At 58.1% G+C, this 25,422-nt stretch carries 22 protein-coding genes; 6 read left to right on the top strand and 16 right to left on the bottom strand.

Going from position 1 to position 25,422, the window contains the following annotated elements; all coding sequences use genetic code 11:
* Positions 1–93: 93 nt before the first annotated feature.
* The 3 genes from rpoD to rpsU all read right to left on the bottom strand — a co-directional run bounded on the left by rpoD (position 94) and on the right by rpsU (position 4,679).
* Complete coding sequence (rpoD, locus tag F8N12_RS04330) at positions 94–1,938, bottom strand: RNA polymerase sigma factor RpoD (protein ID WP_150579335.1); 1,845 nt, start codon at positions 1,936–1,938, stop codon at positions 94–96.
* 67 nt (positions 1,939–2,005) lie between these two features.
* A complete protein-coding gene (dnaG, locus tag F8N12_RS04335; protein ID WP_150579336.1) occupies positions 2,006–3,985 on the bottom strand; it encodes a DNA primase in 1,980 nt (659 codons plus the stop codon).
* A 478-nt stretch (positions 3,986–4,463) separates the two neighbouring features.
* The gene (gene rpsU, locus F8N12_RS04340; RefSeq protein WP_002551877.1) at positions 4,464–4,679 is read right to left on the bottom strand and encodes a 30S ribosomal protein S21; all 216 of its coding nucleotides are present in this window, start codon (positions 4,677–4,679) and stop codon (positions 4,464–4,466) included.
* 199 nt (positions 4,680–4,878) lie between these two features.
* Here rpsU and tsaD point away from each other — a divergent pair, with 199 nt between their 5' ends.
* Positions 4,879–5,904: a tRNA (adenosine(37)-N6)-threonylcarbamoyltransferase complex transferase subunit TsaD gene (tsaD, locus tag F8N12_RS04345; RefSeq protein WP_150579337.1), complete on the top strand. Its 1,026-nt coding sequence runs from the start codon at positions 4,879–4,881 to the stop codon at positions 5,902–5,904.
* 20 nt (positions 5,905–5,924) lie between these two features.
* Here tsaD and plsY read toward each other — a convergent pair whose 3' ends face one another.
* Positions 5,925–6,494: a glycerol-3-phosphate 1-O-acyltransferase PlsY gene (gene plsY / locus F8N12_RS04350; protein ID WP_150579338.1), complete on the bottom strand. Its 570-nt coding sequence runs from the start codon at positions 6,492–6,494 to the stop codon at positions 5,925–5,927.
* A 74-nt stretch (positions 6,495–6,568) separates the two neighbouring features.
* On the opposite strand from plsY, the gene folB reads away from it, so the two are divergent.
* Both folB and folK read left to right on the top strand, forming a co-directional pair.
* Positions 6,569–6,925 (top strand): dihydroneopterin aldolase, encoded by a 357-nt coding sequence (gene folB / locus F8N12_RS04355; RefSeq protein ID WP_028621514.1) that lies wholly within the window; start codon positions 6,569–6,571, stop codon positions 6,923–6,925.
* Positions 6,916–7,434: a 2-amino-4-hydroxy-6-hydroxymethyldihydropteridine diphosphokinase gene (gene folK, locus F8N12_RS04360; protein WP_150579339.1), complete on the top strand. Its 519-nt coding sequence runs from the start codon at positions 6,916–6,918 to the stop codon at positions 7,432–7,434. Before folB ends, folK begins: the two co-directional genes overlap by 10 nt.
* A gap of 111 nt (positions 7,435–7,545) precedes the next feature.
* Here folK and F8N12_RS04365 read toward each other — a convergent pair whose 3' ends face one another.
* From F8N12_RS04365 to F8N12_RS04415, 11 genes are all read right to left on the bottom strand, one after another.
* Positions 7,546–8,775, bottom strand: coding sequence for a multifunctional CCA addition/repair protein (locus F8N12_RS04365; RefSeq protein ID WP_150579340.1), 1,230 nt, complete (start codon positions 8,773–8,775; stop codon positions 7,546–7,548).
* Positions 8,776–8,838: 63 nt separating this feature from the next.
* Complete coding sequence (locus F8N12_RS04370; RefSeq protein WP_150579341.1) at positions 8,839–10,398, bottom strand: SpoVR family protein; 1,560 nt, start codon at positions 10,396–10,398, stop codon at positions 8,839–8,841.
* The gene (locus F8N12_RS04375; protein WP_150579342.1) at positions 10,395–11,666 is read right to left on the bottom strand and encodes a YeaH/YhbH family protein; all 1,272 of its coding nucleotides are present in this window, start codon (positions 11,664–11,666) and stop codon (positions 10,395–10,397) included. The genes F8N12_RS04370 and F8N12_RS04375 overlap by 4 nt, the downstream gene beginning before the upstream one ends.
* A gap of 119 nt (positions 11,667–11,785) precedes the next feature.
* Entirely contained in the window at positions 11,786–13,708 is a 1,923-nt protein-coding gene (locus F8N12_RS04380; RefSeq protein ID WP_028621509.1) for a PrkA family serine protein kinase, read from the bottom strand.
* Between the two features lie 294 nt (positions 13,709–14,002).
* The gene (gene glpE, locus F8N12_RS04385) at positions 14,003–14,332 is read right to left on the bottom strand and encodes a thiosulfate sulfurtransferase GlpE (RefSeq protein ID WP_003228847.1); all 330 of its coding nucleotides are present in this window, start codon (positions 14,330–14,332) and stop codon (positions 14,003–14,005) included.
* A gap of 32 nt (positions 14,333–14,364) precedes the next feature.
* Positions 14,365–15,246: a symmetrical bis(5'-nucleosyl)-tetraphosphatase gene (locus F8N12_RS04390; protein ID WP_150579343.1), complete on the bottom strand. Its 882-nt coding sequence runs from the start codon at positions 15,244–15,246 to the stop codon at positions 14,365–14,367.
* Positions 15,246–15,626, bottom strand: a complete 381-nt coding sequence (gene apaG / locus F8N12_RS04395; RefSeq protein WP_150579344.1) for a Co2+/Mg2+ efflux protein ApaG — start codon at positions 15,624–15,626, stop codon at positions 15,246–15,248. The genes F8N12_RS04390 and apaG overlap by 1 nt, the downstream gene beginning before the upstream one ends.
* Before the next feature lie 113 nt (positions 15,627–15,739).
* The gene (gene rsmA / locus F8N12_RS04400) at positions 15,740–16,552 is read right to left on the bottom strand and encodes a 16S rRNA (adenine(1518)-N(6)/adenine(1519)-N(6))-dimethyltransferase RsmA (RefSeq protein WP_150579345.1); all 813 of its coding nucleotides are present in this window, start codon (positions 16,550–16,552) and stop codon (positions 15,740–15,742) included.
* A complete protein-coding gene (pdxA, locus tag F8N12_RS04405) occupies positions 16,549–17,538 on the bottom strand; it encodes a 4-hydroxythreonine-4-phosphate dehydrogenase PdxA (RefSeq protein WP_150579346.1) in 990 nt (329 codons plus the stop codon). The genes rsmA and pdxA overlap by 4 nt, the downstream gene beginning before the upstream one ends.
* On the bottom strand, positions 17,535–18,851 hold the full coding sequence (gene surA, locus F8N12_RS04410) for a peptidylprolyl isomerase SurA (protein ID WP_150579347.1): 1,317 nt from the start codon (positions 18,849–18,851) through the stop codon (positions 17,535–17,537). Before surA ends, pdxA begins: the two co-directional genes overlap by 4 nt.
* On the bottom strand, positions 18,832–21,606 hold the full coding sequence (locus F8N12_RS04415) for an LPS-assembly protein LptD (RefSeq protein ID WP_150579348.1): 2,775 nt from the start codon (positions 21,604–21,606) through the stop codon (positions 18,832–18,834). Before F8N12_RS04415 ends, surA begins: the two co-directional genes overlap by 20 nt.
* Before the next feature lie 130 nt (positions 21,607–21,736).
* Here F8N12_RS04415 and F8N12_RS04420 point away from each other — a divergent pair, with 130 nt between their 5' ends.
* From F8N12_RS04420 to F8N12_RS04430, 3 genes are read left to right on the top strand one after another with little or no spacing between them, the layout of a single operon-like run.
* Positions 21,737–22,756 (top strand): aminoglycoside phosphotransferase family protein, encoded by a 1,020-nt coding sequence (locus tag F8N12_RS04420; protein WP_150579349.1) that lies wholly within the window; start codon positions 21,737–21,739, stop codon positions 22,754–22,756.
* Positions 22,753–23,424, top strand: coding sequence for an N-acetylmuramate alpha-1-phosphate uridylyltransferase MurU (gene murU / locus F8N12_RS04425; protein ID WP_150579350.1), 672 nt, complete (start codon positions 22,753–22,755; stop codon positions 23,422–23,424). Before F8N12_RS04420 ends, murU begins: the two co-directional genes overlap by 4 nt.
* Before the next feature lies 1 nt (position 23,425).
* The gene (locus tag F8N12_RS04430) at positions 23,426–24,193 is read left to right on the top strand and encodes a TerB family tellurite resistance protein (protein ID WP_150579351.1); all 768 of its coding nucleotides are present in this window, start codon (positions 23,426–23,428) and stop codon (positions 24,191–24,193) included.
* Between the two features lie 183 nt (positions 24,194–24,376).
* On the opposite strand, the gene F8N12_RS04435 is transcribed toward F8N12_RS04430, so the two are convergent.
* Entirely contained in the window at positions 24,377–25,369 is a 993-nt protein-coding gene (locus F8N12_RS04435) for an alpha/beta hydrolase family protein (RefSeq protein WP_150579352.1), read from the bottom strand.
* Between the last annotated feature and the right edge of the window lie 53 nt (positions 25,370–25,422).

A 25,422-nucleotide genomic window follows, 5' to 3' on the forward strand; every position in this document is an offset into this window, starting at 1 on the left:
TCGAGTGTAGTCGGGCAATCGGGCGGGGGGCGGAGCGGGAGGGAATTAATCTGCAAAAAGCAAAACCCCCGGCCTGGGCCGGGGGTTTTGTGATCACTCGTCGAGGAAGGAGCGCAGATGCTCGCTTCTCGTCGGGTGGCGCAGCTTGCGCAACGCCTTGGCTTCGATCTGACGAATCCGTTCACGGGTGACGTCGAACTGCTTACCAACCTCCTCAAGGGTGTGGTCGGTATTCATGTCGATCCCGAAACGCATGCGCAGTACCTTGGCTTCACGGGCAGTGAGGCCGGACAGTACTTCGCGAGTCGCTTCTTTAAGGCTCTCAACAGTGGCGACATCGATTGGCGACTGCATGGTCGAGTCTTCAATGAAGTCACCCAGATGGGAGTCTTCGTCATCACCGATCGGGGTTTCCATGGAGATCGGCTCTTTAGCGATCTTCAATACCTTGCGGATTTTGTCCTCAGGCATTTCCATGCGTTCGCCCAGCTCTTCCGGGGTCGGTTCGCGACCCATTTCCTGCAACATCTGCCGGGAAATACGGTTGAGCTTGTTGATCGTCTCGATCATGTGCACCGGAATACGGATGGTGCGGGCCTGGTCGGCGATCGAGCGAGTGATCGCCTGACGGATCCACCAGGTGGCATAAGTCGAGAATTTGTAGCCGCGGCGGTATTCAAACTTGTCTACCGCTTTCATCAGACCGATGTTGCCTTCCTGGATCAGATCGAGGAACTGCAAACCACGGTTGGTGTACTTCTTCGCGATCGAGATCACCAGACGCAAGTTCGCTTCAACCATCTCTTTCTTCGCGCGGCGGGCCTTGGCCTCACCGATCGACATACGACGGTTGATGTCCTTGATTTCGGCGATCGTCAAACCGGTTTCGGTTTCAAGCGCGGTCAGCTTCTGCTGGCAGCGAATGATGTCCGGCTGCAGGCGACCAATGGCTTCAGCGTATTTGCTTTTGCCTTTGGCCAGCGCATCGGTCCACGTAGTGTCGACTTCGTTGCCCGGGAACTGGCGCAGGAAATCGGCACGTGGCATGCGGGCATCACGAACACAAAGTTGCATGATCGCGCGCTCTTGCTGACGCAGACGATCCAGGGCACTGCGAACACGCTCGACCAGGCCTTCGAATTGCTTCGGTACCAGCTTGATCGGCATGAACAGCTCAGCCAGAAGCACCAGCTCGGCGATTGCCAGCTTGTTGCCACGACCGTGCTTTTTCAGCGCCTTGCGGGTGATTTCCATCTGGTCGGAGACAGCGCCAAAACGCTGTGCCGCGATGACGGGATCGGGTCCGCTTTCGACTTCGTCTTCTTCGTCGCCATCAGCTTCATCGTCGTCGGTGTCGTCATCCGCTTTCACGGCTTTCGGGTCGACGGGCGGTGGCACTTCTGCAGCAGGCGGCGCAATGCCATCGTCCGGGTCGATATAACCGCTCAGGACGTCGGACAGGCGGCCACCTTCGGTGGTGACTCGAGTGTATTCGGAGAGAATATGGTCAACCGTGCCAGGGAAGTGCGCAATTGCGCCCATCACTTCGCGGATGCCCTCTTCAATACGCTTGGCGATTTCAATTTCGCCTTCACGTGTGAGGAGCTCTACCGTACCCATTTCACGCATATACATGCGCACCGGGTCGGTGGTGCGACCAATGTCGGTCTCGACCGCTGCCAACGCTGCTGCTGCCTCTTCGGCCGCGGCTTCGTCGGTATCGGCGTCGGCCAGCATAAGGGAATCCTTATCTGGCGCAACCTCGAATACGTTGATCCCCATGTCGTTGATCATGCGGATGATGTCTTCCACCTGTTCCGGATCTGAAATATCCTCCGGCAGGTGGTCGTTGACCTCCGCGTAAGTCAGGTAACCCTGCTCACGACCAAGTGTGATCAACTCTTTGATACGAGACTGCTGTTGCGCTTTTCCGGACATAACACCCTATCCACTGAAGGTCTTGGCGGGCAAAAAACAAGCCGAGGATTATACCTGAGCTATGACCTCACGCGCCAGTTGAGGTCGGGTTTGATACAGCCATATTGCGTTTTAATAGGTCGCGCATCTGATTTGCGATCTGATTTGCTTCCTCTGCAGTCAATCCAGGCTGCCTGGCTTTTCTGATAAGTGCTTCCAGACTGTCCGTGTGTTGAGCCGCGGATAACCTAGTAATGGTGTCTAAAAACTGTTGTTCAAGGTTGTCGCCATCAATCAGCCATTCCTTTTCTGCCAATGCCCTGAGCAAACGCCCCTGTTCGGTCCCGTGCCAACGGGCCATCAGCTGAATTGAGTTTAGCTTAGGATTTTTTTGCACGGCCTCGATCAGGGCCACCAGTAACTGAGCGTAGGTATTGCTTTCATTAGCGAAATGGTTGGCGGTTTCTACCCTGCCTGCCAGATCGGGATGATGAATAAGGGTGCGCAACGCGATCAGCGTCGGGGCTTCCACGGCTATCGGTGTACGGGGTGCACGGGGCTGATCGCGATCACCGCCGCGTTTGCCGCTTTTATCCCAGGGTTTCTTGTCCCATTTCTTGCCGCCGGCACCGGGTTTTTTCGGCGTCCATTCCTGCTGCGGCGCGTACATGTCCTGCGCCTGCGGCTGATGGTAGTCGCTGTAATCCGGCATGGCGTCGTAATCGATGCCCGGATCGTAGGCGGGCGGGGCGTCTTGCGGCGCGCTCTGCACCAGTTGGCTAACGGCTTCGCCGCTCAGTCCGGTGATTTCCGTGAGGCGCTGGCGCATCAGGATCCGCAGGTTTGCACCCGGGACCTTGTCGATCAATGGCGCAGCAAGGGTGGCCATGTGGGCCTTGCCCTCTAGCGAGCGCGGGTCCGATTCTTCGGTCAGCTGCTGGAAGAAATAATCTGCCAACGGCTGCGCGTGCTGGTTGATTCGGGCGCGGAAGGCGTCGGTGCCCTCGGAGCGGACCAGGGTATCCGGGTCTTCGCCTTCGGGCAGAAACAGAAACCGCGCCCGTCGCCCGTCCTGCAGGCAGGGCAACGTCGCCTCCAGCGCCCGCCACGCAGCGTTCCGCCCGGCCTGATCGCCATCAAAGCAAAACAGCACGTTGGGCACGACGCGAAACAAACGCTTCAAATGCTCTTCGCTGGTGGCTGTGCCCAATGTAGCGACAGCATTGCGCAAGCCTTGCTGGGCGAGAGCGATCACATCCATGTAGCCTTCGACGACGATTATTTCGTCGAGATTGCGGTTGTTCTTGCGCGCTTCATAAAGGCCATAGAGTTCCTGGCCTTTATGAAATACCGGTGTTTCCGGCGAGTTCAGGTATTTCGGTTTGTCGTCACCCAGAACCCTGCCGCCAAACGCGATGATGCGCCCGCGGCTGTCGCGGATCGGGAACATCACGCGATCACGAAAGCGGTCGTATCGTTTGCCGGTTTCGGCGTTTTCGATCAGCAGACCGGCATCGACCATGGCTTTTTGTTGCAGGGTGTCGCTGCTCAGATGCTTGAACAGGTTGTCCCAGCCGGGCGGGGCGAAGCCGAGGCCGAAGTCGCGAGCAATCTCGCCGGTCAGCCCGCGGCCTTTCAGGTAATCCACCGCCGCTTTTCGCGAAGGATGAGATTTCAGCGCTTGCCGATAAAATTCGGCAGCAGCGGTGAGTAACGGGTAAAGCGGTGAATCGGTCGGCTGCCGCGGTTTATGCGGACGGCCGCTCTCTTCGCGGGGAATTTCCATGCCGGCGGCTTTGGCCAGTTCTTCAACAGCCTGGATGAAGTCCAGGTTGTCGTGGTCCATCATGAAACCGAGGGCATTTCCGCCGGCGCCGCAGCCAAAGCAATAATAGAACTGCTTGTCCGGGCTGACGCTGAAGGAGGGGGTCTTCTCTTTGTGAAACGGGCAGCAGGCAGTGTAGTTCTTGCCGGCTTTTTTCAGTTGCAGGCGCGAGCTGACCACATCGACGATGTCGGTGCGGTTCAGAAGGTCGTCAATGAAGCTCTGGGGAATTAGCCCGGCCATGGCGTTCTCGTCATCTGCGCTGTCAGGACCCGTAACGAATGGCGGCCGAACACGGGGCGGTTTTATAGGCGCGCAAAAAATGCGGCTCGACCAGTGTCGTCTGCGTTATCGCTGTCGGGAAGTGTATCTGCCGAAATCCACTGACGATAATACCTATCAGTCTTCGACTATTTGAAAGTGTGTCGCCGAATCCGCTGCGGCAGTCGCTGGCCTCGGATAGCTCATAAGCGGGCACGCAAGCAAGGTGCCTTGGGCTGATCGTCGTAAGAGGAATCAGTGGGTGTGCTCGTCAGTAGCCTTGGAAGGCTCGTCAGAAAAGACGTGCACCGCTGGCAAAAGAGCCAGGTCTGACGCTGTAAAACAGTATGTCTCGGTCGCGTGCGCGGCTTTGACGGTGAAGCATCAAGCGTTGTCCGCAAATGCCATTAGCCCGGCTGAGGGCCGGGCTTGGCAGAAGCTTGCTACGATCGGCTGTGTATTAGTACAGACGAACGGCGCGGCGCTGTTCGCGCTGAACTTTCTTGGCGTGACGCTTAACAGCGGCTGCTGCTTTGCGCTTACGCTCAGAAGTTGGCTTCTCATAAAATTCGCGGCTACGAACTTCAGCCAGTACACCGGCTTTTTCGCAGGAGCGCTTGAAACGACGCAGAGCTACGTCGAAGGGTTCGTTCTCTTTTACTTTGACGGCTGGCATCCAGAGCTACCTTCATTCATTACCGGGGTCAACATCCTCGCGGCAAAAGAGCACTTGAAGACGTCGGTTTTTAAGGGTTGCGGATGTTAACCCCTCATTGACCGGAATGCAAAGCCTCTGATCGAAAACCGCTAGTCGGCGCATCCCGTGGCGACTATTATGCGCGCCTTCGAATTCAGCCTAAACAGGGCGCAAACCCATGCTAGTACTGGGCTTAGAAACTTCCTGCGACGAAACCGGTGTCGCATTGTACGACAGTGAGCGCGGCTTGCTGGCCGACGCGCTGTTCAGCCAGATCGACCTGCATCGCGCCTATGGCGGGGTAGTGCCGGAGCTGGCTTCGCGCGATCACGTCAAACGCATGTTGCCCCTGATTCGTCAGGTGCTCGCCGAAGCTGGCTGCGTTGCTACCGAGATTGATGCCATTGCCTACACGGCGGGTCCGGGGCTTGTAGGCGCGCTGCTTGTTGGTGCCTCCTGCGCGCAGGCGCTGGCCTTCGCCTGGGGCATTCCGGCGCTCGGCGTGCATCACATGGAAGGCCATCTGCTGGCCCCGATGCTGGAGTCGCAGCCACCTGAATTCCCGTTCGTCGCTTTGTTGGTCTCGGGCGGTCATACGCAACTGGTTCAAGTCGACGGCATCGGCCAATACACGCTTTTAGGGGAAACCCTCGACGATGCGGCCGGTGAAGCGTTCGACAAGACCGCGAAGATGATGGGACTCAATTATCCCGGCGGGCCGGAAATTGCCCGTTTGGCGGCGCAGGGCGTTGAAGGGCGTTTCGTGTTCCCGCGTCCGATGTGCGATCGCCCTGGCTTGGCTTTCAGCTTCAGCGGCTTGAAAACCTTCGCTTTGAACACCTGGCATCAATGCGTGAGCGCCGGGGACGACAGTGAGCAAGCCCGTTGCGACATCTCGCTGGCGTTTCAACAGGCCGTGGTAGAGACTTTGACCATCAAGTGCAAGCGAGCCCTGAAGCAGGCTGGCATGAAGCGTCTGGTGATCGCTGGCGGCGTCAGTGCCAACAGGGCACTGCGCACTTCCCTGGAAAAAATGCTCGGTGACCTGCGCGGCGATGTGTTTTATGCCCGTCCGGAGTTCTGTACTGATAATGGTGCGATGATCGCCTTTGCCGGCTGCCAGCGTCTGCAAGCCGGGCAGCACGAAAGCCTCGCAATCAGCGTGCAGGCACGCTGGCCAATGGAGCAATTGTCGGCGCTGTAGAGTGGCGCTAATGTCCGGTATTAAAAATGCCGTTCGCGCCCGGCAAACAGGTCGCGTAGATTGCCGCGATGACGCCAGACGATCAGCCCTGTCAGTGCGCACATCGGCAGCAGGGCGGCTGGCTCCTGCCAAGCCAGCAGGGGCAGGATCAGCGGTGTGGCAATCAGCGCAGCGAGGGAGCTGGTTCGGGTCAGGTAGAACGTCAGCAGCCAGGCACAGACAGCCAACAGTGCAGCGGGCGGATACAAGCCCAGCAACACGCCGGCAGCGGTGGCTACACCCTTGCCTCCACGAAAGCGAAAGTACAGCGGGAACAGATGACCGATTACGGCGAAAACGCCAATCCAGGCCTGATTTTGCAGTGAAAGGCCGGCAACGTCTGCGATAAGAACCGGCACCAACCCCTTGCAGAGATCGCCGAGCAGGGTTAGAACAGCGAGTTTTCTGCCCGCCAGGCGTAACATATTGGTGGCGCCGGCGTTACCCGAGCCACCCATTCGCGGATCGGGATTTCCGGTCAGGCGGCTGAGCAAAATGGCAAAGGACAGCGAGCCGAGCAGGTAGGCGAGAGTCGCCAGTAACCAAAACATGCTAACTATTCCGGGCGGGGACGCCCTGATTCTAACGGCGCGATGCGCCCTTGTCGTGCAGCGGAGAAAAGTGCTTGGACAGAGTGTTTATCGAGGGCCTGGAAGTCGACACCGTGATCGGTGCCTATGACTGGGAGCGAGGCATCCGACAGTGCTTGCGTCTTGATCTGAGTTTCGCCTGGGATAATCGCCCGGCGGCTGCCGGAGATGACCTGACATTGGCGCTCGATTACGCGAGTGTTTCCTCGCGCATCCAGGCGTTTGCCGAACAGGCGCAATTCCAGTTGGTGGAAACGTTTGCCGAGCGTTTGGTTGAAGTGCTGATGAGCGAATTCCATATCACCTGGATGCGTTTGAAACTGACCAAGCCAGGCGCTGTTCCGGCAGCAACCGGTGGGGTCGGCGTGGAGATCGAGCGCGGATGTCGCTGACTCAGGTCTACCTCGGGCTCGGTAGCAATATCGAGCGTGAAATCCACTTGCAGGCCGGCCTTGAAGCGCTGGCAGGTTTTCTGGTGGATATCCGCTGCTCGGCGGTGTTCGAGAGTCAGCCAGTGGGGATCAAGAGCGGTCCCTTCATCAATTTTGTGGTGTCGGCTTACACTGATCTGCCACTGGTTGAACTGGATCGCCGGCTGAAGTTTATCGAGGCGGATAATGGTCGATACGCGCCCGACCGCAAGGGTTTGCCGCTCGATATCGATGTGTTGCTGTTTGGTGACCTGGTTGGCAATTTTGATGGATTGGTGCTGCCGCGCGCCGAGATTCTGAAGAATGCCTTTGTACTGTGGCCGTTGTCGCTGATTGCGCCGGACAGGGTGCATCCGGGCGTCGGCAAAACTTTTGCGATGTTGTGGAGCGAGGCGCAGATTGATCAGGTGCTGGCGCCGGTTGCATTTGAATGGCGCGGTCAGCAGTTGACACCCTCGAATTTGTTGTGAGGGAAACAATGCCTTCGTTGGATCGCCACCCGAAGCAAGGCTCGCTCCAAGGGGCAATCGTGCGAATTGCGGGAGCGAGCGGTTCGGCAGTCCGACTACCCGCCAGGCCTTTCAGGCAGTCGTCGCCTCTTTGTAAGCCGTCAGCGCCCGGAGCCGCTCGCGCTTGATCGCTTCGCCCAGCTCCGGCCCTTTGAAGCCCTTCTCCAGCAATGGTTGCACGGCAACACTGCGCGACGCAGTTGCTGCGCCGCGCAGATAATCCGCCTGCGGATAACTGCGCTGTTCCAGCCCTTTACGTCCGCGTGCGTCCATCTCGCAAGCAGCAATAAATTCCTCAAACCGCTGCGGTCGACGGTAAACATCAAAGTTCTGCAGCAACTCCAGCAAAGTAGAGGGTTTGAGCTCCAGCGCACGATGACCATGCGTGTGGTATTGCCCAACCAACAGTGCCAGCTCCTGGCAATCTTTGGGCGCCTTGAAGCGTTCATTGACTGCTTTGATCAACTTCAAGCCTTTGTGCTCATGGGCGATGTGCCGCGGCCATTGCGCTTCCGGCGTCAGGCCTTTCCCCAAATCATGCAGCAGGCATGCCCAGCGTACGGTCAGTGGCTGTTTGTGCAATGCCGATTGCTCCAGCACGCTTAGAGTGTGCACGCCGGTGTCGATTTCCGGGTGATGAACTTCAGGCTGGGGAACACCGAATAATGCCTCGATTTCAGGCATCAATACTTTCAGCGCGCCGCAACTGCGCAACACCTCGATAAAAACCTGCGGCTGATCTTCCAGCAGAGCGCGGGAAATTTCCTTCCAGCTGCGTTCTGCGGTCAGCGATTGCAATTCACCCGATTCACTCAGCTGTCGCATCAACTCAATGGTTTGAGGTGCGACAGTGAAACCCAGCGCGGCGTAACGGGCGGCGAAGCGAGCAACGCGCAGAACCCGCAAGGGATCTTCGGCGAACGCAGGTGATACGTGACGCAACAGGCGTGCTTCTAGATCTCGCTGGCCATGGTAGGGGTCAGTGATATTCTGCTGATCGTCTTCAGCCATCGCATTGATTGTCAGGTCACGACGAATCAGGTCTTCTTCGAGCGTCACTTCAGGACTTGCGTAAAAGGTAAAACCGCCGTAACCACGACCGCTTTTGCGTTCCGTGCGGGCGAGGGCGTATTCCTCACCGCTCTTGGGATGGAGAAAAACCGGAAAGTCAGCGCCCACCGGACGATAGCCCTTGGCGAGCATTTCTTCGGCAGTGGCGCCCACCACAACCCAGTCGATGTCGGTGACGGGTTTGCCCAGCAGGCGATCACGGACCGCTCCACCGACTTTATAAATCTGCATAAAAAACCTCCGTTAGCTCGACAGAATAACCGTTGCGTCGAACTTGCGGAGGCCAAAACAGGCTCAAAGGTGGATGACGGCCAGGTCCAACCGGCCGTAATCGCCCTCATGTTCGCTTCGCGGCGGCACATGCTGGGTTTTCATGACCTGATCGCCTTGCAAGGTTTCCAGATGAATATCGAAGCCCCACAGGCGGTGCAGGTGTTTGAGCACCTCATCGGTAGAGTCGCCCAGTGGTTTGCGGTCATGTTGCTGGTGACGCAGGGTCAACGAACGGTCGCCGCGTCGGTCGATGCTGTAAATCTGCACGTTGGGTTCACGATTACCCAGGTTGTACTGAGCAGCCAGGGTTTCACGAATAGTGCGATACCCCTCTTCGTCATGAATGGCCGGTACCAGCAGATCATCCTTCTGATCATCGTCGAGAATGCTGAACAGTTTAAGGTCGCGAATCACCTGTGGTGACAGGTACTGCAGGATAAAGCTCTCGTCCTTGAAGCTGCTCATGGCGAACTTGATGCTCGACAGCCAATCGCTGCCGGCCAGTTCCGGGAACCACCGGCGGTCTTCCTCGGTAGGGTGCTCGCACATGCGTCGAATGTCGCGGTAAATGGCGAAGCCCAGGGTGTACGGATTAATGCCGCTGTAATAGGGACTGTCAAAACCTGGCTGGTAAACCACGCTGGTATGAGAGGTGAGGAACTCCATCATAAAGCCATCAGTGACCAGGCCTTCGTCGTAGAGGTCGTTCATGAGCGTGTAATGCCAGAACGTCGCCCAGCCCTCGTTCATCACCTGAGTCTGACGCTGCGGGTAGAAATACTGTGCGATCTTGCGCACGATCCGCACTATTTCGCGCTGCCAGGGCTCCAGCAGCGGCGCGTGTTTTTCGATGAAATAAAGGATGTTTTCTTGAGGCTCTGCGGGGAAGCGCGCATTGTCCTTGTCGCTGTACTTGTCTGCCCCCTTGGGAATCGTGCGCCACAGGTCGTTGATCTGTTTTTGCAGATGTTCTTCGCGGTCTTTCTGCCGGCGGCGCTCTTCTTCTGCCGAAATAGGATAAGGGCGTTTGTAGCGGTCAACGCCGTAGTTCATCAGCGCATGGCACGAGTCGAGCAGGTCCTCGACCGCGTCGATGCCGTGGCGCTCTTCGCACTGCATGATGTACTGCTTGGCAAACACCAAGTAATCAATGATTGAACTGGCATCGGTCCAGGTGCGGAAAAGGTAGTTGCCCTTGAAAAAGCTGTTATGCCCATAGCAGGCATGAGCCACCACCAGCGCCTGCATGCAGATAGTATTTTCTTCCATCAGGTACGCAATGCACGGATCCGAGTTGATCACGATCTCGTAAGCCAGGCCCATCTGCCCCCGGCTGTAGGATTTCTCGGTACTGAGGAAATGTTTGCCATAGGACCAATGGTGGTAGCCCAGCGGCATGCCGACGGAAGCATAGGCATCCATCATTTGCTCGGCAGTGATCACTTCGATCTGGTTCGGATAGGTATCGAGCGCGTAGCGAGCGGCGATACGACTGATTTCGCGGTCGTAGGCCTGGATCAGCTCGAACGTCCACTCGGAGCCGGTGGAGATAGGTTGGCGCTTCTGCTCTTTGGCGGTCATGTCACTAACCTGCGCTGGAAGAGTTCACGGAAGACCGGGTAGATATCCCCGGCCGAGACCAGTTGTTGCTGGGCAAAAGTGTCGGAGAAGGCATCGGCGATGCGTTCATATTCGAACCACAGCGCTTGGTGTTCACGCGGGGTGATCTCGACGTAAGTGTAGTACTGCACAAACGGCATGATCTGGTTGATCAGGATGTCGCGGCAAATAGGCGAGTCATCGTTCCAGTTGTCGCCGTCCGACGCTTGCGCAGCGTAGATGTTCCACTCGTTACTCGGGTAACGCTCGGCCATGATCTCCTGCATCAGTTTCAGGGCGCTGGAAACGATGGTGCCGCCGGTTTCACGGGAATAGAAAAACTCTTCCTCGTCTACTTCGCGCGCGCTGGTGTGGTGGCGAATGAAGACGACATCAATCTTGTCGTAGTTACGCTTGAGGAACAGGTACAAGAGGATGAAAAAGCGCTTGGCGATGTCTTTGGTCGCCTGAGTCATGGAACCGGAAACGTCCATCAGGCAGAACATCACCGCTTTTGAGCTTGGATTAGGCTGTTTGATCAGCAGGTTGTACTTGAGGTCGAAAGTGTCGAGAAACGGCACGCGATGAATACGCGCACTGAGTTTTTCGATTTCAGCCTCGATTTCCTGGATGTCCCCGAAATTATCAGGTTCCTCACGTTTGAGCCGCAGTAATTCTTCCTTGGCTTCACGCAGTTTTGCGCGACTGCTGCCAGACAGAGCGATCCGCCGCGCATGGGCCGAGCGCAAGGTTCGGATGATGTTGATGCGCGACGGGTTACCTTCGTTGCTGATGCCTGCGCGCACGGTCTTGAATGTATCGGTACCGGTCAGGTTACGTTTGACCAGATTGGGCAACTCCAGGTCCTCGAACATGAATTCGAGAAATTCTTCCTGAGTGATCTGGAAGACGAATTCGTCCATCCCTTCACCAGAATTGCCGGCCTTGCCCGGGCCTCTCCCTCCGCCACCGCCTTGGGGGCGGGCAATGTGCTCGCCACTGGTGAACTCCTTGTTGCCGGGGTGAACGACCGTTTGCTTGCCGCCACGGCCGTGGTGAAGCACCGGCTCGTCGATATCACGACCGGGAATGCTGATTTGTTCACCATGCTCCATGTCGGTAATGGAGCGCCGGCTGACCGCCTCTTCGACAGCCTTCTTGATGTGGTCACGATAGCGCCGCAAAAATCGCTGACGGTTCACCGTGCTCTTGTTCTTGCCGTTCAGTCGTCGGTCGATCACATAGCTCATAGGGGGCCCTCCGGGCAGCTTCAAGTTGTGAGCTGCAAGCTGCAAGTGAAAGCAATCACCCGGATCTTGGGCTTACGCGCTTTTTCCTTGCAGCTTGTGGCTTGGGGCTTGCAGCTGCCTCACTGCGACTTACGGACCCGTAGGTACCATTCGGAAAGTAGCCGAACCTGTTTGTCGGTATAGCCGCGCTCCACCATCCGTGTGACGAAGTCGTTGTGCTTCTGCTGATCCTCCTTGCTGGCCTTGGCGTTGAAGCTGATGACTGGGAGGAGGTCCTCGGTGTTGGAGAACATTTTCTTCTCGATGACCACCCGCAGTTTTTCATAGCTGAGCCAGGTCGGGTTCTTGCCGTTGTTGTTGGCCCGGGCGCGCAGGACAAAGTTGACGATCTCGTTGCGGAAATCCTTCGGATTGCTGATGCCGGCCGGTTTCTCGATTTTCTCCAGTTCCTCGTTGAGCGCGACGCGATTGAGGATTTCGCCGGTTTCCGGGTCACGGTATTCCTGATCCTGAATCCAGAAGTCGGCGTACAGCACGTAGCGATCGAAAATGTTCTGACCGTACTCGCTGTACGACTCGAGGTAAGCGGTCTGGATTTCCTTGCCGATGAATTCGATATACCGCGGTGCCAGATACTCCTTCAGGAAACGCAGGTAACGTTCACGGGTTTCAGCCTGGAACTGTTCCTGTTCGATCTGTTGTTCCAGCACGTAGAGCAGATGTACCGGGTTGGCGGCAATTTCGTGCGGATCGAAGTTGAACACCTTGGACAGGATCTTGAAGGCGAAGCGAGTCGACAGGCCGTTCATGCCTTCGTCGACGCCGGCGTTGTCGCGGTATTCCTGAATCGACTTGGCCTTTGGATCGGTGTCCTTGAGGTTCTCGCCGTCATACACCCGCATCTTCGAGTAGATATTAGAGTTTTCCGGCTCCTTGAGACGCGATAGCACGGTGAACTGGGCGAGCATCTTCAGGGTGTCAGGCGCGCAGTGAGCTTTGGCCAGCGAACTGTTGAAGAGCAGCTTGTCGTAGATCTTCACTTCGTCGCTGACCCGCAGGCAGTACGGCACTTTGACGATGTAGATCCGGTCGATGAAGGCTTCGTTGTTCTTATTGTTACGGAAGGTGTGCCATTCCGATTCGTTGGAGTGGGCCAGCAGAATCCCGGTGAACGGAATCGCGCCGAGACCTTCGGTACTGTTGTAGTTGCCTTCCTGAGTGGCGGTCAGCAATGGGTGCAGCACCTTGATCGGCGCCTTGAACATTTCGACGAATTCCATCAGGCCTTGGTTGGCCCGGCACAGCGCTCCGGAGTAGCTATAAGCGTCGGCGTCGTTTTGCGGATATTCCTCGAGTTTGCGGATGTCGACCTTGCCCACCAGTGCCGAGATGTCCTGGTTGTTTTCGTCGCCCGGTTCGGTTTTAGCGACTGCGATCTGGTTGAGGATCGACGGATAGAGCTTCACCACGCGGAACTGGCTGATGTCGCCACCGAACTCGGCGAGGCGCTTGGTAGCCCATGGCGACATGATGGTATTGAGATAACGCCGTGGAATGCCGAAGTCTTCTTCGAGGATCGCGCCATCTTCAGTGGCGTTGAACAGACCCAAGGGTGACTCGAACACGGGCGAGCCCTTGATCGCATAAAAAGGCACTTTTTCGATCAGCTGTTTCAGTTTCTCGGCCAGCGACGATTTACCACCACCGACGGGGCCGAGCAGATAGAGGATTTGTTTCTTCTCTTCCAGGCCCTGTGCGGCATGGCGGAAGTACGACACGATCTGGTCGATGCATTCTTCCATCCCGTGGAAGTCCTCAAACGCCGGATAGCGACGGATTACCTTGTTGGAGAAGATTCGCGACAGCCTCGAGTTGGTCGAGGTGTCCAGCAGCTCCGGTTCCCCGATGGCCAGCAGCAGACGCTCGGCGGCGGAAACGTAGGCGCTGCGGTCCTGCTTGCACAGCTCAAGATACTCTTGCAGAGAGAGTTCTTCCTGGCGTGTGGACTCGAAGCGTTGTTGGAAGTGGCTAAAGATACTCATGACGTCACCTCGCTCGATACGTGGAGCCGACGCCGGATCACTCAGTCGATGCTGGCAGCAACCGAACAGGCAGTCGCTGTTTACCCCCCAGAACTCTTTCGACGCACAATGCCGAAAGCTACTCCCGATGACCCGCGCGCCGGTGTACCGGCTCTCCCCTGTTTTGGATGGCCTGCGCTTAAGGATAGTTGGGAATTCAGGAGGTAAAGGCGAGATACGTAATTAGTTGTGGCAGACCGTTCGTCTGCCACCGCCCAAGCCCGCGGAGGCCGGGGCTTGAGCGCTGTAAAAAAATCATTCGGGGGTGCCTTGCGCGGTTTCAGCAGGATAAGTCGTGCGCCACAGCTCGAAGCCGCCGTCCATGCTGTAGACGTCGGAAAAGCCCTGGCTGATGAGGTAAGCGGCGGCGCCCTGGCTGGAATTACCGTGGTAGCAGACTACTACGGTCGGCGCGTCCAGGTCAGCGCCCTGAATGAAAGCGTGCAGGGAGTGGTTATCCAGATGCTTCGAACCGCTGATATGCAACGCGGCGAACGTCGCTGGATCGCGTACGTCGACGACCACGGCACCTTGTTCACGCAGGGCTTGAGCCTGCTCTGGGGGGATACGTTTGAATTCGCTCATGGCGGCTCCTGTAGCTCGGCTGAAAGCGCAGTCTAGCGCCCAGCGCTGGCTGGCGTTTGTTCGGATGGGGCGGGGGTGCCTGGCGTCTGCGCGTTACCGTGTTCGTCGCATTTGCAAGGGAGGCGCTCGCCGGTGTCGACATTCATCAGGGTCAACGATCCGCCCCAGACGCACCCGGTGTCGAGGGCAAAAACGTTCGGCTCGTTACACTGACCTTCCAGCGCAGCCCAATGACCGAAAATGATCTTCGTATCCCTGGTCTTGCGCTCCTTGTGCTGGAACCAGGGTTTGTAGCCATGTGGGGCCGACTCGAGACCTTCCTTGCTCTTGAGATCCAGTTTGCCCTCGGCCGTACAGAAACGCATGCGGGTGAAATAATTGGTGATTACCCGCAGGCGCGTCACGCCTTTGAGGTCGCTGTCCCATTTTAACGGCTCATTGCCGTACATGCCGTCCAGGTAAGGGGTGAAACGGTTGTCGTCGCGCAGGGCCTCTTCAACTTCCGCGGCGCATTTCAAGGCTTTGCGCAGAGACCACTGTGGCGGTATGCCGGCATGCACCAAGGCGATATTGCGCGCCTCGTCGTAATGCATGAGCTTTTGCTGACGCACCCATTCCAGCAGCTCCGCGCAATCAGGTGCCTGGAGAATCTCGCGAAGCGTGTCGGCTTTTTTCAAGCGTTCGATGTTGTGACCGGCGGCCAGCAAGTGCAGGTCATGGTTGCCGAGCACGCACACCAGCGATTCGCGGATGTTATAGAGGAAGCGCAGAGTGTCCAGCGACTGCGGACCGCGATTGACCAGGTCGCCGACCAGCCACAGTTTGTCCCGGGCAGGGTCGAAGGCAACTTGCTTCAGCAGGCACTTCAGGGGTTCAAGACACCCCTGCAGGTCGCCAACGGCATACGTTGCCATCAGTGCAGGGCTCCGGGTACCGCCAGTCGGAAGGGAGCAATGATGGCATCGAAATGTTTGCCATCGTCAGCAAGCATCTCGTAGGTGCCCTGCATGGTGCCGACTTTAGAAGTCATGACCGTGCCGCTGCTGTAGGTGTGGCTTTTGCCTGGGTCGATCAATGGTTGCTGACCAACCACACCCGCGCCGCGAACCTCCTCGACATGTCCGTCACCGTCGGTGATCACCCAGTGCCGTGTCAGCAGCTTGGCTGGTACAAGGCCGTTGTTGACCACGGTGATGGTATAGGCGAACGCAAAGCGTTCCTGATCGGGTTGTGATTGTTCTGCCAGATAGCGGGTGACGACGCTGACGTCGACCTGGTAACGAGGATCGGACATGCAAAAGGCCTTAAAAACGAAGCGGAACGCGGGCGTAGCTGATGGATTCAGTCTAGGCCAAGTATCGGGTAGTAAACCAGACTGACGTCCTACCCGATAGCGTTCATCACCAGTCAATCGGCGACCGGTTTGACCTGTTCGCTGAGCTTGTCGGCCAGTCGCACGAAGGCGGCCAGATCAAGTTGCTCGGGGCGCAGGCTGCCATCGACGCCGGCGGCTTCAATCTCATCATTGCTGAGCAGCAATTTGAGTGTGTTGCGCAAGGTCTTGCGGCGCTGATTGAAGGCTTCGCGCACGACCCGCTCCAACAGTTTGTGATCTTTGGCCGGGTGTGGCAGTACGTCGTGGGGTACCAGGCGCACGATGGCCGAATCGACCTTTGGCGGTGGATTGAATGCGCCCGGACCGACGTTGAACAGATGCTCGACCCGACAATGGTACTGAACCATGATCGACAAACGGCCCCAGTCCCCACCGCCAGGACCCGCCGCCAGACGCTCGACCACTTCCTTTTGCAGCATGAAGTGCATGTCGCGAATGATCGCCGCATTGTTCAGCAGGTGAAAAATCAGCGGCGTAGAAATGTTGTACGGCAAGTTGCCGACGACACGCAGACTGTTCGGTGCAGCATTGAGGCTATTGAAGTCGAACTTCAATGCGTCGCCTTGATGCAGGTTGAAATTGCTCTTGTCGGCAAACTGCTGGTTGAGGATCGGGATCAGGTCCTTGTCCAGCTCGACGACATCCAGCTGCCCGCCGCTGTTGAGCAGGCCCTGAGTCAGCGCACCTTGGCCCGGTCCGATTTCCAGCAGGCGATCTTCGGGTTTGGCGCGGATGGCGCGCAGGATGCGGTCGATAACACCGGCATCATGCAGAAAGTTCTGGCCAAAGCGCTTGCGCGCCTTGTGTTGGTAATGCTCGGTCATAAACGGGTCTCGGCCATCTGGTAGGCGGTTTCCAGGGCGACTTGCAGGCTGCCGGTGTCGATCTTGCCGCTGCCGGCCAGGTCCAGGGCTGTGCCGTGGTCGACCGAAGTGCGGATGATCGGCAAACCGAGCGTCACGTTGACGGCCGCGCCGAAGCCTTTGTACTTCAGCACAGGCAAGCCCTGGTCGTGGTACATCGCCAGCACCGCGTCGCAGTGCTCCAGATATTTGGGGGTAAACAGAGTGTCGGCGGGCAGGGGACCGCGAAGGTCCATGCCTTCAGCGCGCAGGCGCTCCAAGGTGGGTTCGATGATGTCGATTTCTTCATGGCCCAAGTGGCCGCCTTCACCAGCGTGCGGGTTGAGTCCACAGACCAGAATGCGCGGCCGGGCGATGCCGAATTTTTCTTGCAGGTCGCTGTGCAGGATTCGCGTGACACGCTCCAGCCGCTCCGGCGTGATCGCATCGGCAATCTCGCGCAGGGGCAGGTGGGTGGTAACCAACGCCACACGTAATCCGTGCGTCGCCAGCATCATCACCACTTGTGCGGTGTGGGTCAGCTCGGCGAGAAATTCCGTGTGGCCGGAAAAAGCGATACCCGATTCGTTGATCACACCCTTGTGTACCGGAGCCGTAATCATGCCGTCAAAAGCTCCGTCCATGCAGCCTTGGCCCGCTCGGGTCAGGGTTTCCAGAACGAAAGCGGAGTTGGCTTTATCGAGTCGACCAGCATGAACCGGAGCGCCGAGCGGTGTATCCCAGACGTACAGGCTGTTGGCCGGCGCGGGAACGTCGGGCCAGGCATCTGGCATGACCGGCAACAAATCGACCACCACACCCAGCTGCGCGGCCCGCTCAAGGAGCAGATCGCGGCTGGTAATGGCAATCAGGGGATGGGGCTGGATGTGCGAGGCGAGCAGCAGGCACAGGTCAGGACCTATGCCGGCCGGTTCACCGGGTGTCAGCGCGAAACGTTTCGGTTTCACTGCGCTGCCTGGTCTGCACCAGGGAGTTTGATCTCTACGTACGCTTCGTCACGGATCTGACGCAGCCAGCTCTGCAACTCTTCGTCGTACTTGCGATTCCGCAATACAGTCATGGCTTGCTGCTCGCGGGCCTGACTGGTGCTGTCTGTAGCGCGGCGGCCGAGGACTTCCAGGACGTGCCAGCCGTATTGGGTCTGGAATGGCTTGGACAGCTGGCCTTGCGGGGTATTAGCCATCACTTCGCGGAATTCCGGCACCAGCGCATTCGGGTCGATCCAGTTGAGGTCGCCACCGTTGAGGGCCGAACCCGGATCTTCCGAGAAGCTTTTCGCCAATTCGCCGAAATCTTCGCCCGACTCGATGCGGTCGTAGAGTTTATCAGCCAAGCGCTTGGTTTCGGCTTCGCTACGGATCTCGCTTGGCTTGATCAGGATGTGGCGCACGTGCACTTCATCGCGCACCTGGGTTTCGCCGCCACGCTTGTCAAGGATCTTCAGAATAATGAAGCCCCCCGGCGTGCGCGTTGGCTGAGTCACATCGCCGACGGCCATGGTGCTGAGCAGACGATCGAACGGAGGTGGCAATTGACCGGCTTTACGCCAGCCCATATCGCCGCCTTCCAGCGCAGTTTCACTGGCAGACCTGGCAATGGCCAGTTGACCGAAGTCAGCGCCTTGCTTGAGCTGCTGGTAAACCGCGTCAGCCTGTTTGGCAGCAGTCTGAATCGCTTCGGAGTTGGCGCTTTCCGGCGTAGGAATCAGGATGTTGGCCAGACGGAACTCTTCCGACAGCTGCATTTTGCCAAGGTCGGAAGCCAGGAAGTTCTTCACTTCCTGCTCGGATACCTGGATACGCTCGGCCACACGACGCTGACGCACACGGCTGATGATCATTTCACGACGGATCTGATCGCGAGCGTCGTCGTAAGACAAGCCGTCGCGAGCCAGGGCTGAGCGGAACTGTTCAATCGACATGTTATTGCGCTGGGCAATGGTGCCGACGGCCTGGTTCAGTTCTTCATCGGTAATGCGGATGCCGGAGCGTTCGCCGATCTGCAGTTGCAGGTTTTCGACGATCAGGCGTTCCAGCACTTGCTGGTCCAGCACGCCTGGTGGCGGAGCCGCAGCGCCGCGCTTGGCGATGGTTTGCTGAACTTCATGAACACGCTGGTCCAGTTGGCTCTGCATGACCACGTCGTTATCGACGATGGCCACCACTTTGTCGATGGACTGTACTGCGGCATTTGCCGCAGTACCCAGGAACAACGCGCCCAGCATCAGCGGGCGCAGACAATCAGAAAGCTTGGTCTTCACGTTCACGATAACCTTGGATGCCTTTGTCGAGGAAGCTCTCTACCTTGGCGCCGGTGAGGCCGCCGAGACCTTTCAGGACGATTTGAAGGAAGACGCCATGGTCGCCTTTCTCATTTTCCGGAGCGTCTTGACTGGTTTCGTCATAGTCGACCCAGTAACGGTTGATCACGCGCAACTTCCAGCAGCAGTTGTCGTACTCGAAGCCACCGAAGGCTTCCAGCGTACGATTGCGGTTGTAGTCGTACTGCCAGCGGCTGATGACGTTCCATTGCGGCACCACCGGCCAGATGACCGAGAAGTCATGCTGCTGGATCTTGTAGTAGTCCTTCACGTAACCCGGAGTACCCGGAGTGCCGTAATCACCGCCGCCCACCGACCAACGACCGGTGTTCTGGTCATAACGGACCTGGTCATTGCGATAGCGATAGCCGGCGTTGATGACCTTGTTCGGGTTGTCTTCAGGCTGGTAGTGGAACATCGCGCTACCCGAGCGAGGGCTGCGGCTGTCCGGATCCCAGTTGTAATCGGCAGTGGTACGCCAATCACGGTTCCAGCGGTATTCATACTCGAGTGCGTACGGCGAGACACTGGATTGCGCATCTTCGCGAGTGTCTGCGTCGATACCTGGCAATTGAACCCTGCGATCCTTGAAATAGAAGGCCTGGCCGACGCTGATGCGTTGACGTTCGAAGCCGTTGTCTTCGATCCAGCGGTTGGTCACGCCCAGCGATAATTTGTTCTCGTCGCCGACGCGGTCGGAGCCGGAGAAGCGATTGTCACGGAACAGCGACGAGTAGTTGAACGTGGACTCGCCGGTGTCGAACACAGGAATATCGGTCTGATCTTTCTCCGGTACATAGAGGTAGAACAGGCGAGGTTCCAGAGTCTGGCGGTAGTTCTTGCCAAACCAGGTGGTGTTGCGATCGAAGTACAGCCCGCTGTCAATGCTCGCAATCGGCACGCCACGGTTCTGGTTACTCTTGAAGTCTTCACCTGGGAGCAGGGTGGTTTGCCCACGCTGATCAAGATCAAGGTCGTATTGCGTGTATTGATACTTGAGCGAAGGCTTCAGGAAACCATAAGTCCATTCCATTGGCAGGCTGACACCTGGTTTCAGGTTCAAGCGAGTACCGTTAGAACGAGCCAGGCCGGCCACGTTGGTGTCCAGACGCGGCGACAGGTTGCCGTCTTCGTCAGAGAATTGACCCGTTTTCAGATCACGATCAAAGCGCACTGCTTCGGTTTCGTAATCGAAATCCAGGCCTTCCGGATGGTACGGCAGCTGACCATTGAAGGTGATCTGCGGCAAGCGGTCATACGGCGTGATGTCAGAAACGGTGGCCAGTTGATACGCCTGCGCATTGATCCGCGCGACATAGCTGTCGCCACGGTAGCTGACAGAACCCTGCTGATTGACGTAATCCTCGCTTTTGACACCGATCTGATCGGTCTGCAGATCCTGGAAGTAATACGGATCGCTGATCTTGGTGTAGTCAACTTCGGTGAGCACGCGGGAGTCGAGACCGCCCTTGTGCTGCCAGTTGTACATGTAGCGGGTTTTTTCGTAATCGGTCTGGTCGCTACGATCAGTGTTGTCGTCATTGAGATACGACGCACCGAACTGACCTTCGCTGGACTTGGTCAGATAACGGAACTCGCCTTCCAGCAACATGCCACGCTTGCTCATGTAACGCGGGTACAACGTGGCATCGTAGTTAGGCGCCAGGTTGAAGTAATACGGCGTGACGAGCAGGAAGCCAGTATCGGTGCCTGTGCCGATGGTCGGCGGCAGGAAACCGGACTGACGTCGATCGTCGATCGGGAAGTAGATATACGGCGTGTACAGCACCGGAATGTCCTTGACCCGCAGCGTCACGTTGGTCGCGGTACCGAAACCGGTGGCCGGGTTCAAGGTGATGTTGTTGCCCTTGAGCTGCCAGGCGTTGCTGTTCGGTTCGCACGTGGTGTACGTACCATCCTTGAGGCGAATGATCGCGTTCTCGGCACGTTTGGCGTACAGCGCACTACCGCGAATACGCGATTTGTGCATCACGTATTCAGCGTTGTCGATCTTGGCTTCACCGGTGTCGAGCTGCACGTCGGCATGGTCGCCGACGATCAGTGCGCCGTTGTCGCGAATGCGCACGTTGCCGCTCAGTTCGCCACGGCTTTCAGCCTGATAGAGGTTCGCTTCGTCGGCTTCGGCCTGCATGCTGCCCTGACGCAAGACGACGTCACCGGCCAGTGTGGCGACCTGCTCATCCTGCTTGTAGCGGGAGGCTTTGGCGCCTACGAAGGTTGGCGCATCACTTTTATCCGTCTTGTCATTCATGCCAGGACGGATTGGTTCGATATAGGAACCAGAGCAGTAAGGACCGGTTTCGGCCAATTGCGCTGCAGTGAGCTTCTCGCGTGGAACCCAGTCGAGGTGACTGTAGTCTGCGCTACGGGACGTCAGGCCGCGGCCGTTAGCCTCGGTGACCAGCACAGTTTTGTCGCCGGTGTCTTGACTGGAGCTGCCGTCGGCCGGAGTCTCGCCGCTCGTGCTCACAGCGCTGCCGTCATGGACGGGACGCGGTGGCAGCGCAGCGGCTGGAGATTTCGGCGCACAGTCCCAGGCACCCGAAGCAGAGACTGAGCAGTCATACTGTTCCGCGGCGACCACGAACGAAGTGGCTAGAGGTTGCAGGGCCAGCAGACTGCCGGTAACCAACAACGGAAATTTTTTACGAAACGCGGGGGATTTCAATGCCATCTTATTAGTCCGGGCTTCCTGCGTGCCATCTGCCCGCGGTGTGGGCCGCACGCCTCTCGATGGTCTGAAAAAGATGCTGGATAATAAAGCATGACCCGCTTGACGGCTAGCGCCGTCGGAGACCCTTGTAATGCCTGACCAAGATGTCCGTTTGCAACACCTGAAAGTTTGGCTCGACGAGCAGTTGGCAATCCTCTTTGCAGAACACGATTGGGGGGCTGTACCCCCAGCCACGTTGACTGCGGCCAGTAGTGACGCGAGTTTTCGACGCTATTTTCGCTGGGAAGGCGAGGGCCGCAGCTTCGTGGTGATGGATGCTCCACCGCCCCAGGAAAACTGCAAACCGTTCGTGGATATTGCTTTTTTGCTGGCGAAATCCGGAATAAATGTTCCAAAAATTTACGCCGAAGACCTCGAACGCGGATTTCTCTTGCTCAATGACTTGGGCAACAAGACTTATCTGGACGTGATCGACAGCGAAAATGCCGACGATTTGTTCCACGATGCCTTGCAGGCGCTATTGGCTTTCCAGCAGTTGCCGATGGTTGCGCCATTACCCGGTTATGACGTTGCTTTGCTGCGCCGCGAACTGGAGTTGTTCCCCGAGTGGTACGTGAAGCGCGAGCTGGGCGTTGAATTTGACGCTGCGCAGCAGTCTCTCTGGCAACGGGCCAGCGACCTGTTGATCGACAGTGCCCTGGCCCAGCCCAAGGTGCTGGTCCATCGTGACTACATGCCGCGCAACCTGATGCTCAGCGAGCCGAACCCCGGCGTGCTGGATTTCCAGGACGCGGTGTACGGCCCGGTGACCTACGACGTGACGTGCCTGTTCAAAGACGCGTTTCTCAGCTGGCCCGAGGAACGTGTGCTTGGCTGGCTGGAAAATTACTGGCAGCAAGCCGGCGCCCTCGGTATCCCGGTTCAGCCGGACCTGCAGGATTTCCTCCGTGCGAGCGATCTGATGGGGGTACAGCGTCACCTGAAAGTCATCGGCATTTTCGCGCGCATCTGTCACCGCGATGGCAAGCCCCGTTATCTGGCCGACGTGCCGCGGTTCTTTGCTTATATAGAGGCGGTGGTGGATCGTCGTCCGGAGCTGGCCGAACTGGCTGAGTTGCTGGAAAGCCTGCGCGCCGGAGTTCAAGCATGAAGGCAATGATTCTGGCTGCAGGCAAAGGCGAGCGCATGCGCCCGTTGACGCTGACCACGCCAAAGCCTCTCGTGCGCGCGGGCGGGGTGCCGTTGATCGAGTACCACCTCAAAGCCCTCGCGGCGGCCGGCTTTACGCAGATCGTGATCAACCACGCCTGGCTCGGTCAGCAGATCGAAGACTATCTGGGTGACGGTTCGCAGTACGGTGTGCGGATCGAGTATTCGCCGGAAGGGGAGCCACTGGAGACCGGTGGCGGTATTTTTCGCGCATTGCCTTTGCTGGGCGATGACGCGTTCCTGGTGGTCAACGGTGACATCTGGACCGATTACGACTTCAGCGTGCTGCATCAGCCTATCGACGGGCTGGCCCATCTGGTGCTGGTCGCTAACCCGGCGCATCACCCGGCGGGCGATTTCACCCTGGTCGATGGGCAGGTGCGCGACGCTGAGCCGTCAGCACCCACCCTCACGTACAGCGGCATCGCTGTATTGCACCCGCAGCTGTTCGACGGTTGCACCGCCGGTGCCTTCAAGCTGGCGCCATTACTGCGCACTGCCATGGCCGAAGGCCAGGTCACCGGTGAACGGTTGCACGGGCATTGGGTCGATGTCGGCACCCACGAACGTCTCGCAGAAGTTGAAACCTTGATAGAAGCGAGTCGCTGAGATGCTGTGGCCAGGGACTCTGATTGGAGCCGGAGTGGGGTATGTCATCGCCAGCATTCCGGGGGCCATGCTTGGCGCTTTGTTGGGACAGGCGCTGGACCGGCGCCTGCAACTGCAAAGTTGGGGGCATTTGCGTGAGAGGCTCGGCGGTCGGCCGATGCTGCGCAATGATGAACTGCTGTTCGTGCTGCTGGGACGATTGGCCAAGTGCGATGGGCGCGTGTCGGACGGGCACATCCAGCAGGCGCGTCAGGAGATGCGGTCTCTGGAGATGAGCGAGTCGGCGCAACGCCGCGCGATCACGGCGTTCAATCGTGGCAAGACCGGGCACGATCGTTTGAGCGGGTATTTGCGTCGCATGAGAGCCCAGCCGCATGCCGCCGAGGGCGTATTGCGCGCTTGCTGGCGGATGGTCTGGGCGGATGGTCGCGCCGGTGTCGGTGAGGTTGAGCTGGTGCGCCAATGGGGCAAGTGGCTGGGCTGGACACGGCAGCAGGTGCAGGCGCTGGCGGAGGACTATGAGCCGCACAAGCGTGCGCTGGTGACGAGCGCCGTGACCTATCAGGATGCCATGCGTTTGCTCGGCGTCACCCCCACCACGGAGCCGGCGCAGATCAAGCGAGCCTATCGGCGTTTGCTCAGTCGTCATCATCCAGACAAGATCGCCGGCAGCGGTGCGACGGCGAAGCAGGTGCGTGAGGCGACGGACAAGACGCGCGAGTTGCACACGGCTTATACGTTGATTCGCGAGCGGCGGGATTTTCGCTAGAGATGCACGATTGCGGCAGGTCGACGCCGCGATCGCTAGCAGGCTAGCTCCCACATGGATTCGCGTTCGACACAACATCGAAGCGCGCTGACAACTCTGTGGGAGCTAGCCTGCTAGCGCTGACGGTGGCTCAGCCAACCATCATGTTTGATGTGTTTCCGTTAGCGCTGGCAGGCTCGTTTATCAATTCGCCGGCGGCTTCGGGTTCAACCAGCCACGCACCCGACGAACCAGTTGCTCCTGTTCAGCCTTGGCATCTCCCGGCAACGCTTTGAGCGAAACCTGGCTGTAAGCGACGGCCTTAAGGCGTTTGCTCGCTTGCAGTCGCTCCAGCGCCAGGTTGCGATCCAGCGGTTTGTCCTTGTAGAAAATATCCACAGTCGGCAGCTTCAGGGTCGGCGTCAGGTCCACCAGAGGAGGTTTCGCCGCTGTCGGTGTCTGCGCTGCGATCATGGCAAACTTCTCAACCTGCGGCGGTTGTCTTTCATTCAGAAACCGCGCCGCCCAGTAAGCGCCGGTACCGTGGCCCAGCAGCACAATGCTGCGAACACTTTGTTGTTCTGCGTAGGCAATCGCTGCGTCGATGCGTGCAAAGATTCTCTCGGCATCGGCTTTCGATTGATCCTCACCGGTTTCAGCTACGGACTTGTCGACGATTTCCGCCTCGCCACCGGCTGCCTGTTCGATCGGCGCCGCAGTCGTCGAGTCCTTGCTGCCAACGTCGGGGGCCTTGATCGTTGCCGGTACCTCTACCACGCGCGGGGCAATGACATCGCTTTGCATGTCGGGCAGGGTGATACTCAGGCTGCTCCATTTGGCGTCGGGCAACTGACGCCGCATTGGGCCGATGGTTTGCGGCCAGTCTGCCGTTTCGCCAGCACCCGGGACGATGATGACCGCGCCTTTGGGTTCGGCAGTATTTGCCGGTTTCCACAAGGCCAGAAAAGTGTCGTTGCCAGCTTGTAGCTGTTGTTGTTCCTGAGCGGGAAGTTTTCGCTCAAGCGCTGCCGCTTCTTCCTGACTACGTTCCGGCAACGGCTGACGCTCAAGTGGTTTTTCGCCGACGGATTCTTCCGCAGCGGCCGGCGCTGTTTCAGCGGCGGCAACGGAAAACGCGCAGGGCAGGAGCAACGACAGGCACAATGCTGGCAGCGCCAGGCGGTAGACAAGGGGCATCGGATTTTCCAGGCCAGAATTTATTCCGGCAGCCTAATAGGTTGGTCAGTGTT

This window comes from Pseudomonas fluorescens (assembly GCF_902497625.1).
Lineage (GTDB): Bacteria > Pseudomonadota > Gammaproteobacteria > Pseudomonadales > Pseudomonadaceae > Aquipseudomonas > Aquipseudomonas fluorescens_BQ.

Bases quoted from the DNA above. Each gene is read 5' to 3' on its own strand.
- rpoD (WP_150579335.1), bottom strand. From the start codon at position 1,938: ATGTCCGGAAAAGCGCAACAGCAGTCTCGTATCAAAGAGTTGATCACA.
- dnaG (WP_150579336.1), bottom strand. From the start codon at position 3,985: ATGGCCGGGCTAATTCCCCAGAGCTTCATTGACGACCTTCTGAACCGC.
- rpsU (WP_002551877.1), bottom strand. From the start codon at position 4,679: ATGCCAGCCGTCAAAGTAAAAGAGAACGAACCCTTCGACGTAGCTCTG.
- tsaD (WP_150579337.1), top strand. From the start codon at position 4,879: ATGCTAGTACTGGGCTTAGAAACTTCCTGCGACGAAACCGGTGTCGCA.
- plsY (WP_150579338.1), bottom strand. From the start codon at position 6,494: ATGTTTTGGTTACTGGCGACTCTCGCCTACCTGCTCGGCTCGCTGTCC.
- folK (WP_150579339.1), top strand. From the start codon at position 6,916: ATGTCGCTGACTCAGGTCTACCTCGGGCTCGGTAGCAATATCGAGCGT.
- F8N12_RS04365 (WP_150579340.1), bottom strand. From the start codon at position 8,775: ATGCAGATTTATAAAGTCGGTGGAGCGGTCCGTGATCGCCTGCTGGGC.
- F8N12_RS04370 (WP_150579341.1), bottom strand. From the start codon at position 10,398: ATGACCGCCAAAGAGCAGAAGCGCCAACCTATCTCCACCGGCTCCGAG.
- F8N12_RS04375 (WP_150579342.1), bottom strand. From the start codon at position 11,666: ATGAGCTATGTGATCGACCGACGACTGAACGGCAAGAACAAGAGCACG.
- F8N12_RS04380 (WP_028621509.1), bottom strand. From the start codon at position 13,708: ATGAGTATCTTTAGCCACTTCCAACAACGCTTCGAGTCCACACGCCAG.
- glpE (WP_003228847.1), bottom strand. From the start codon at position 14,332: ATGAGCGAATTCAAACGTATCCCCCCAGAGCAGGCTCAAGCCCTGCGT.
- F8N12_RS04390 (WP_150579343.1), bottom strand. From the start codon at position 15,246: ATGGCAACGTATGCCGTTGGCGACCTGCAGGGGTGTCTTGAACCCCTG.
- apaG (WP_150579344.1), bottom strand. From the start codon at position 15,626: ATGTCCGATCCTCGTTACCAGGTCGACGTCAGCGTCGTCACCCGCTAT.
- rsmA (WP_150579345.1), bottom strand. From the start codon at position 16,552: ATGACCGAGCATTACCAACACAAGGCGCGCAAGCGCTTTGGCCAGAAC.
- F8N12_RS04415 (WP_150579348.1), bottom strand. From the start codon at position 21,606: ATGGCATTGAAATCCCCCGCGTTTCGTAAAAAATTTCCGTTGTTGGTT.
- F8N12_RS04420 (WP_150579349.1), top strand. From the start codon at position 21,737: ATGCCTGACCAAGATGTCCGTTTGCAACACCTGAAAGTTTGGCTCGAC.
- murU (WP_150579350.1), top strand. From the start codon at position 22,753: ATGAAGGCAATGATTCTGGCTGCAGGCAAAGGCGAGCGCATGCGCCCG.
- F8N12_RS04430 (WP_150579351.1), top strand. From the start codon at position 23,426: ATGCTGTGGCCAGGGACTCTGATTGGAGCCGGAGTGGGGTATGTCATC.
- F8N12_RS04435 (WP_150579352.1), bottom strand. From the start codon at position 25,369: ATGCCCCTTGTCTACCGCCTGGCGCTGCCAGCATTGTGCCTGTCGTTG.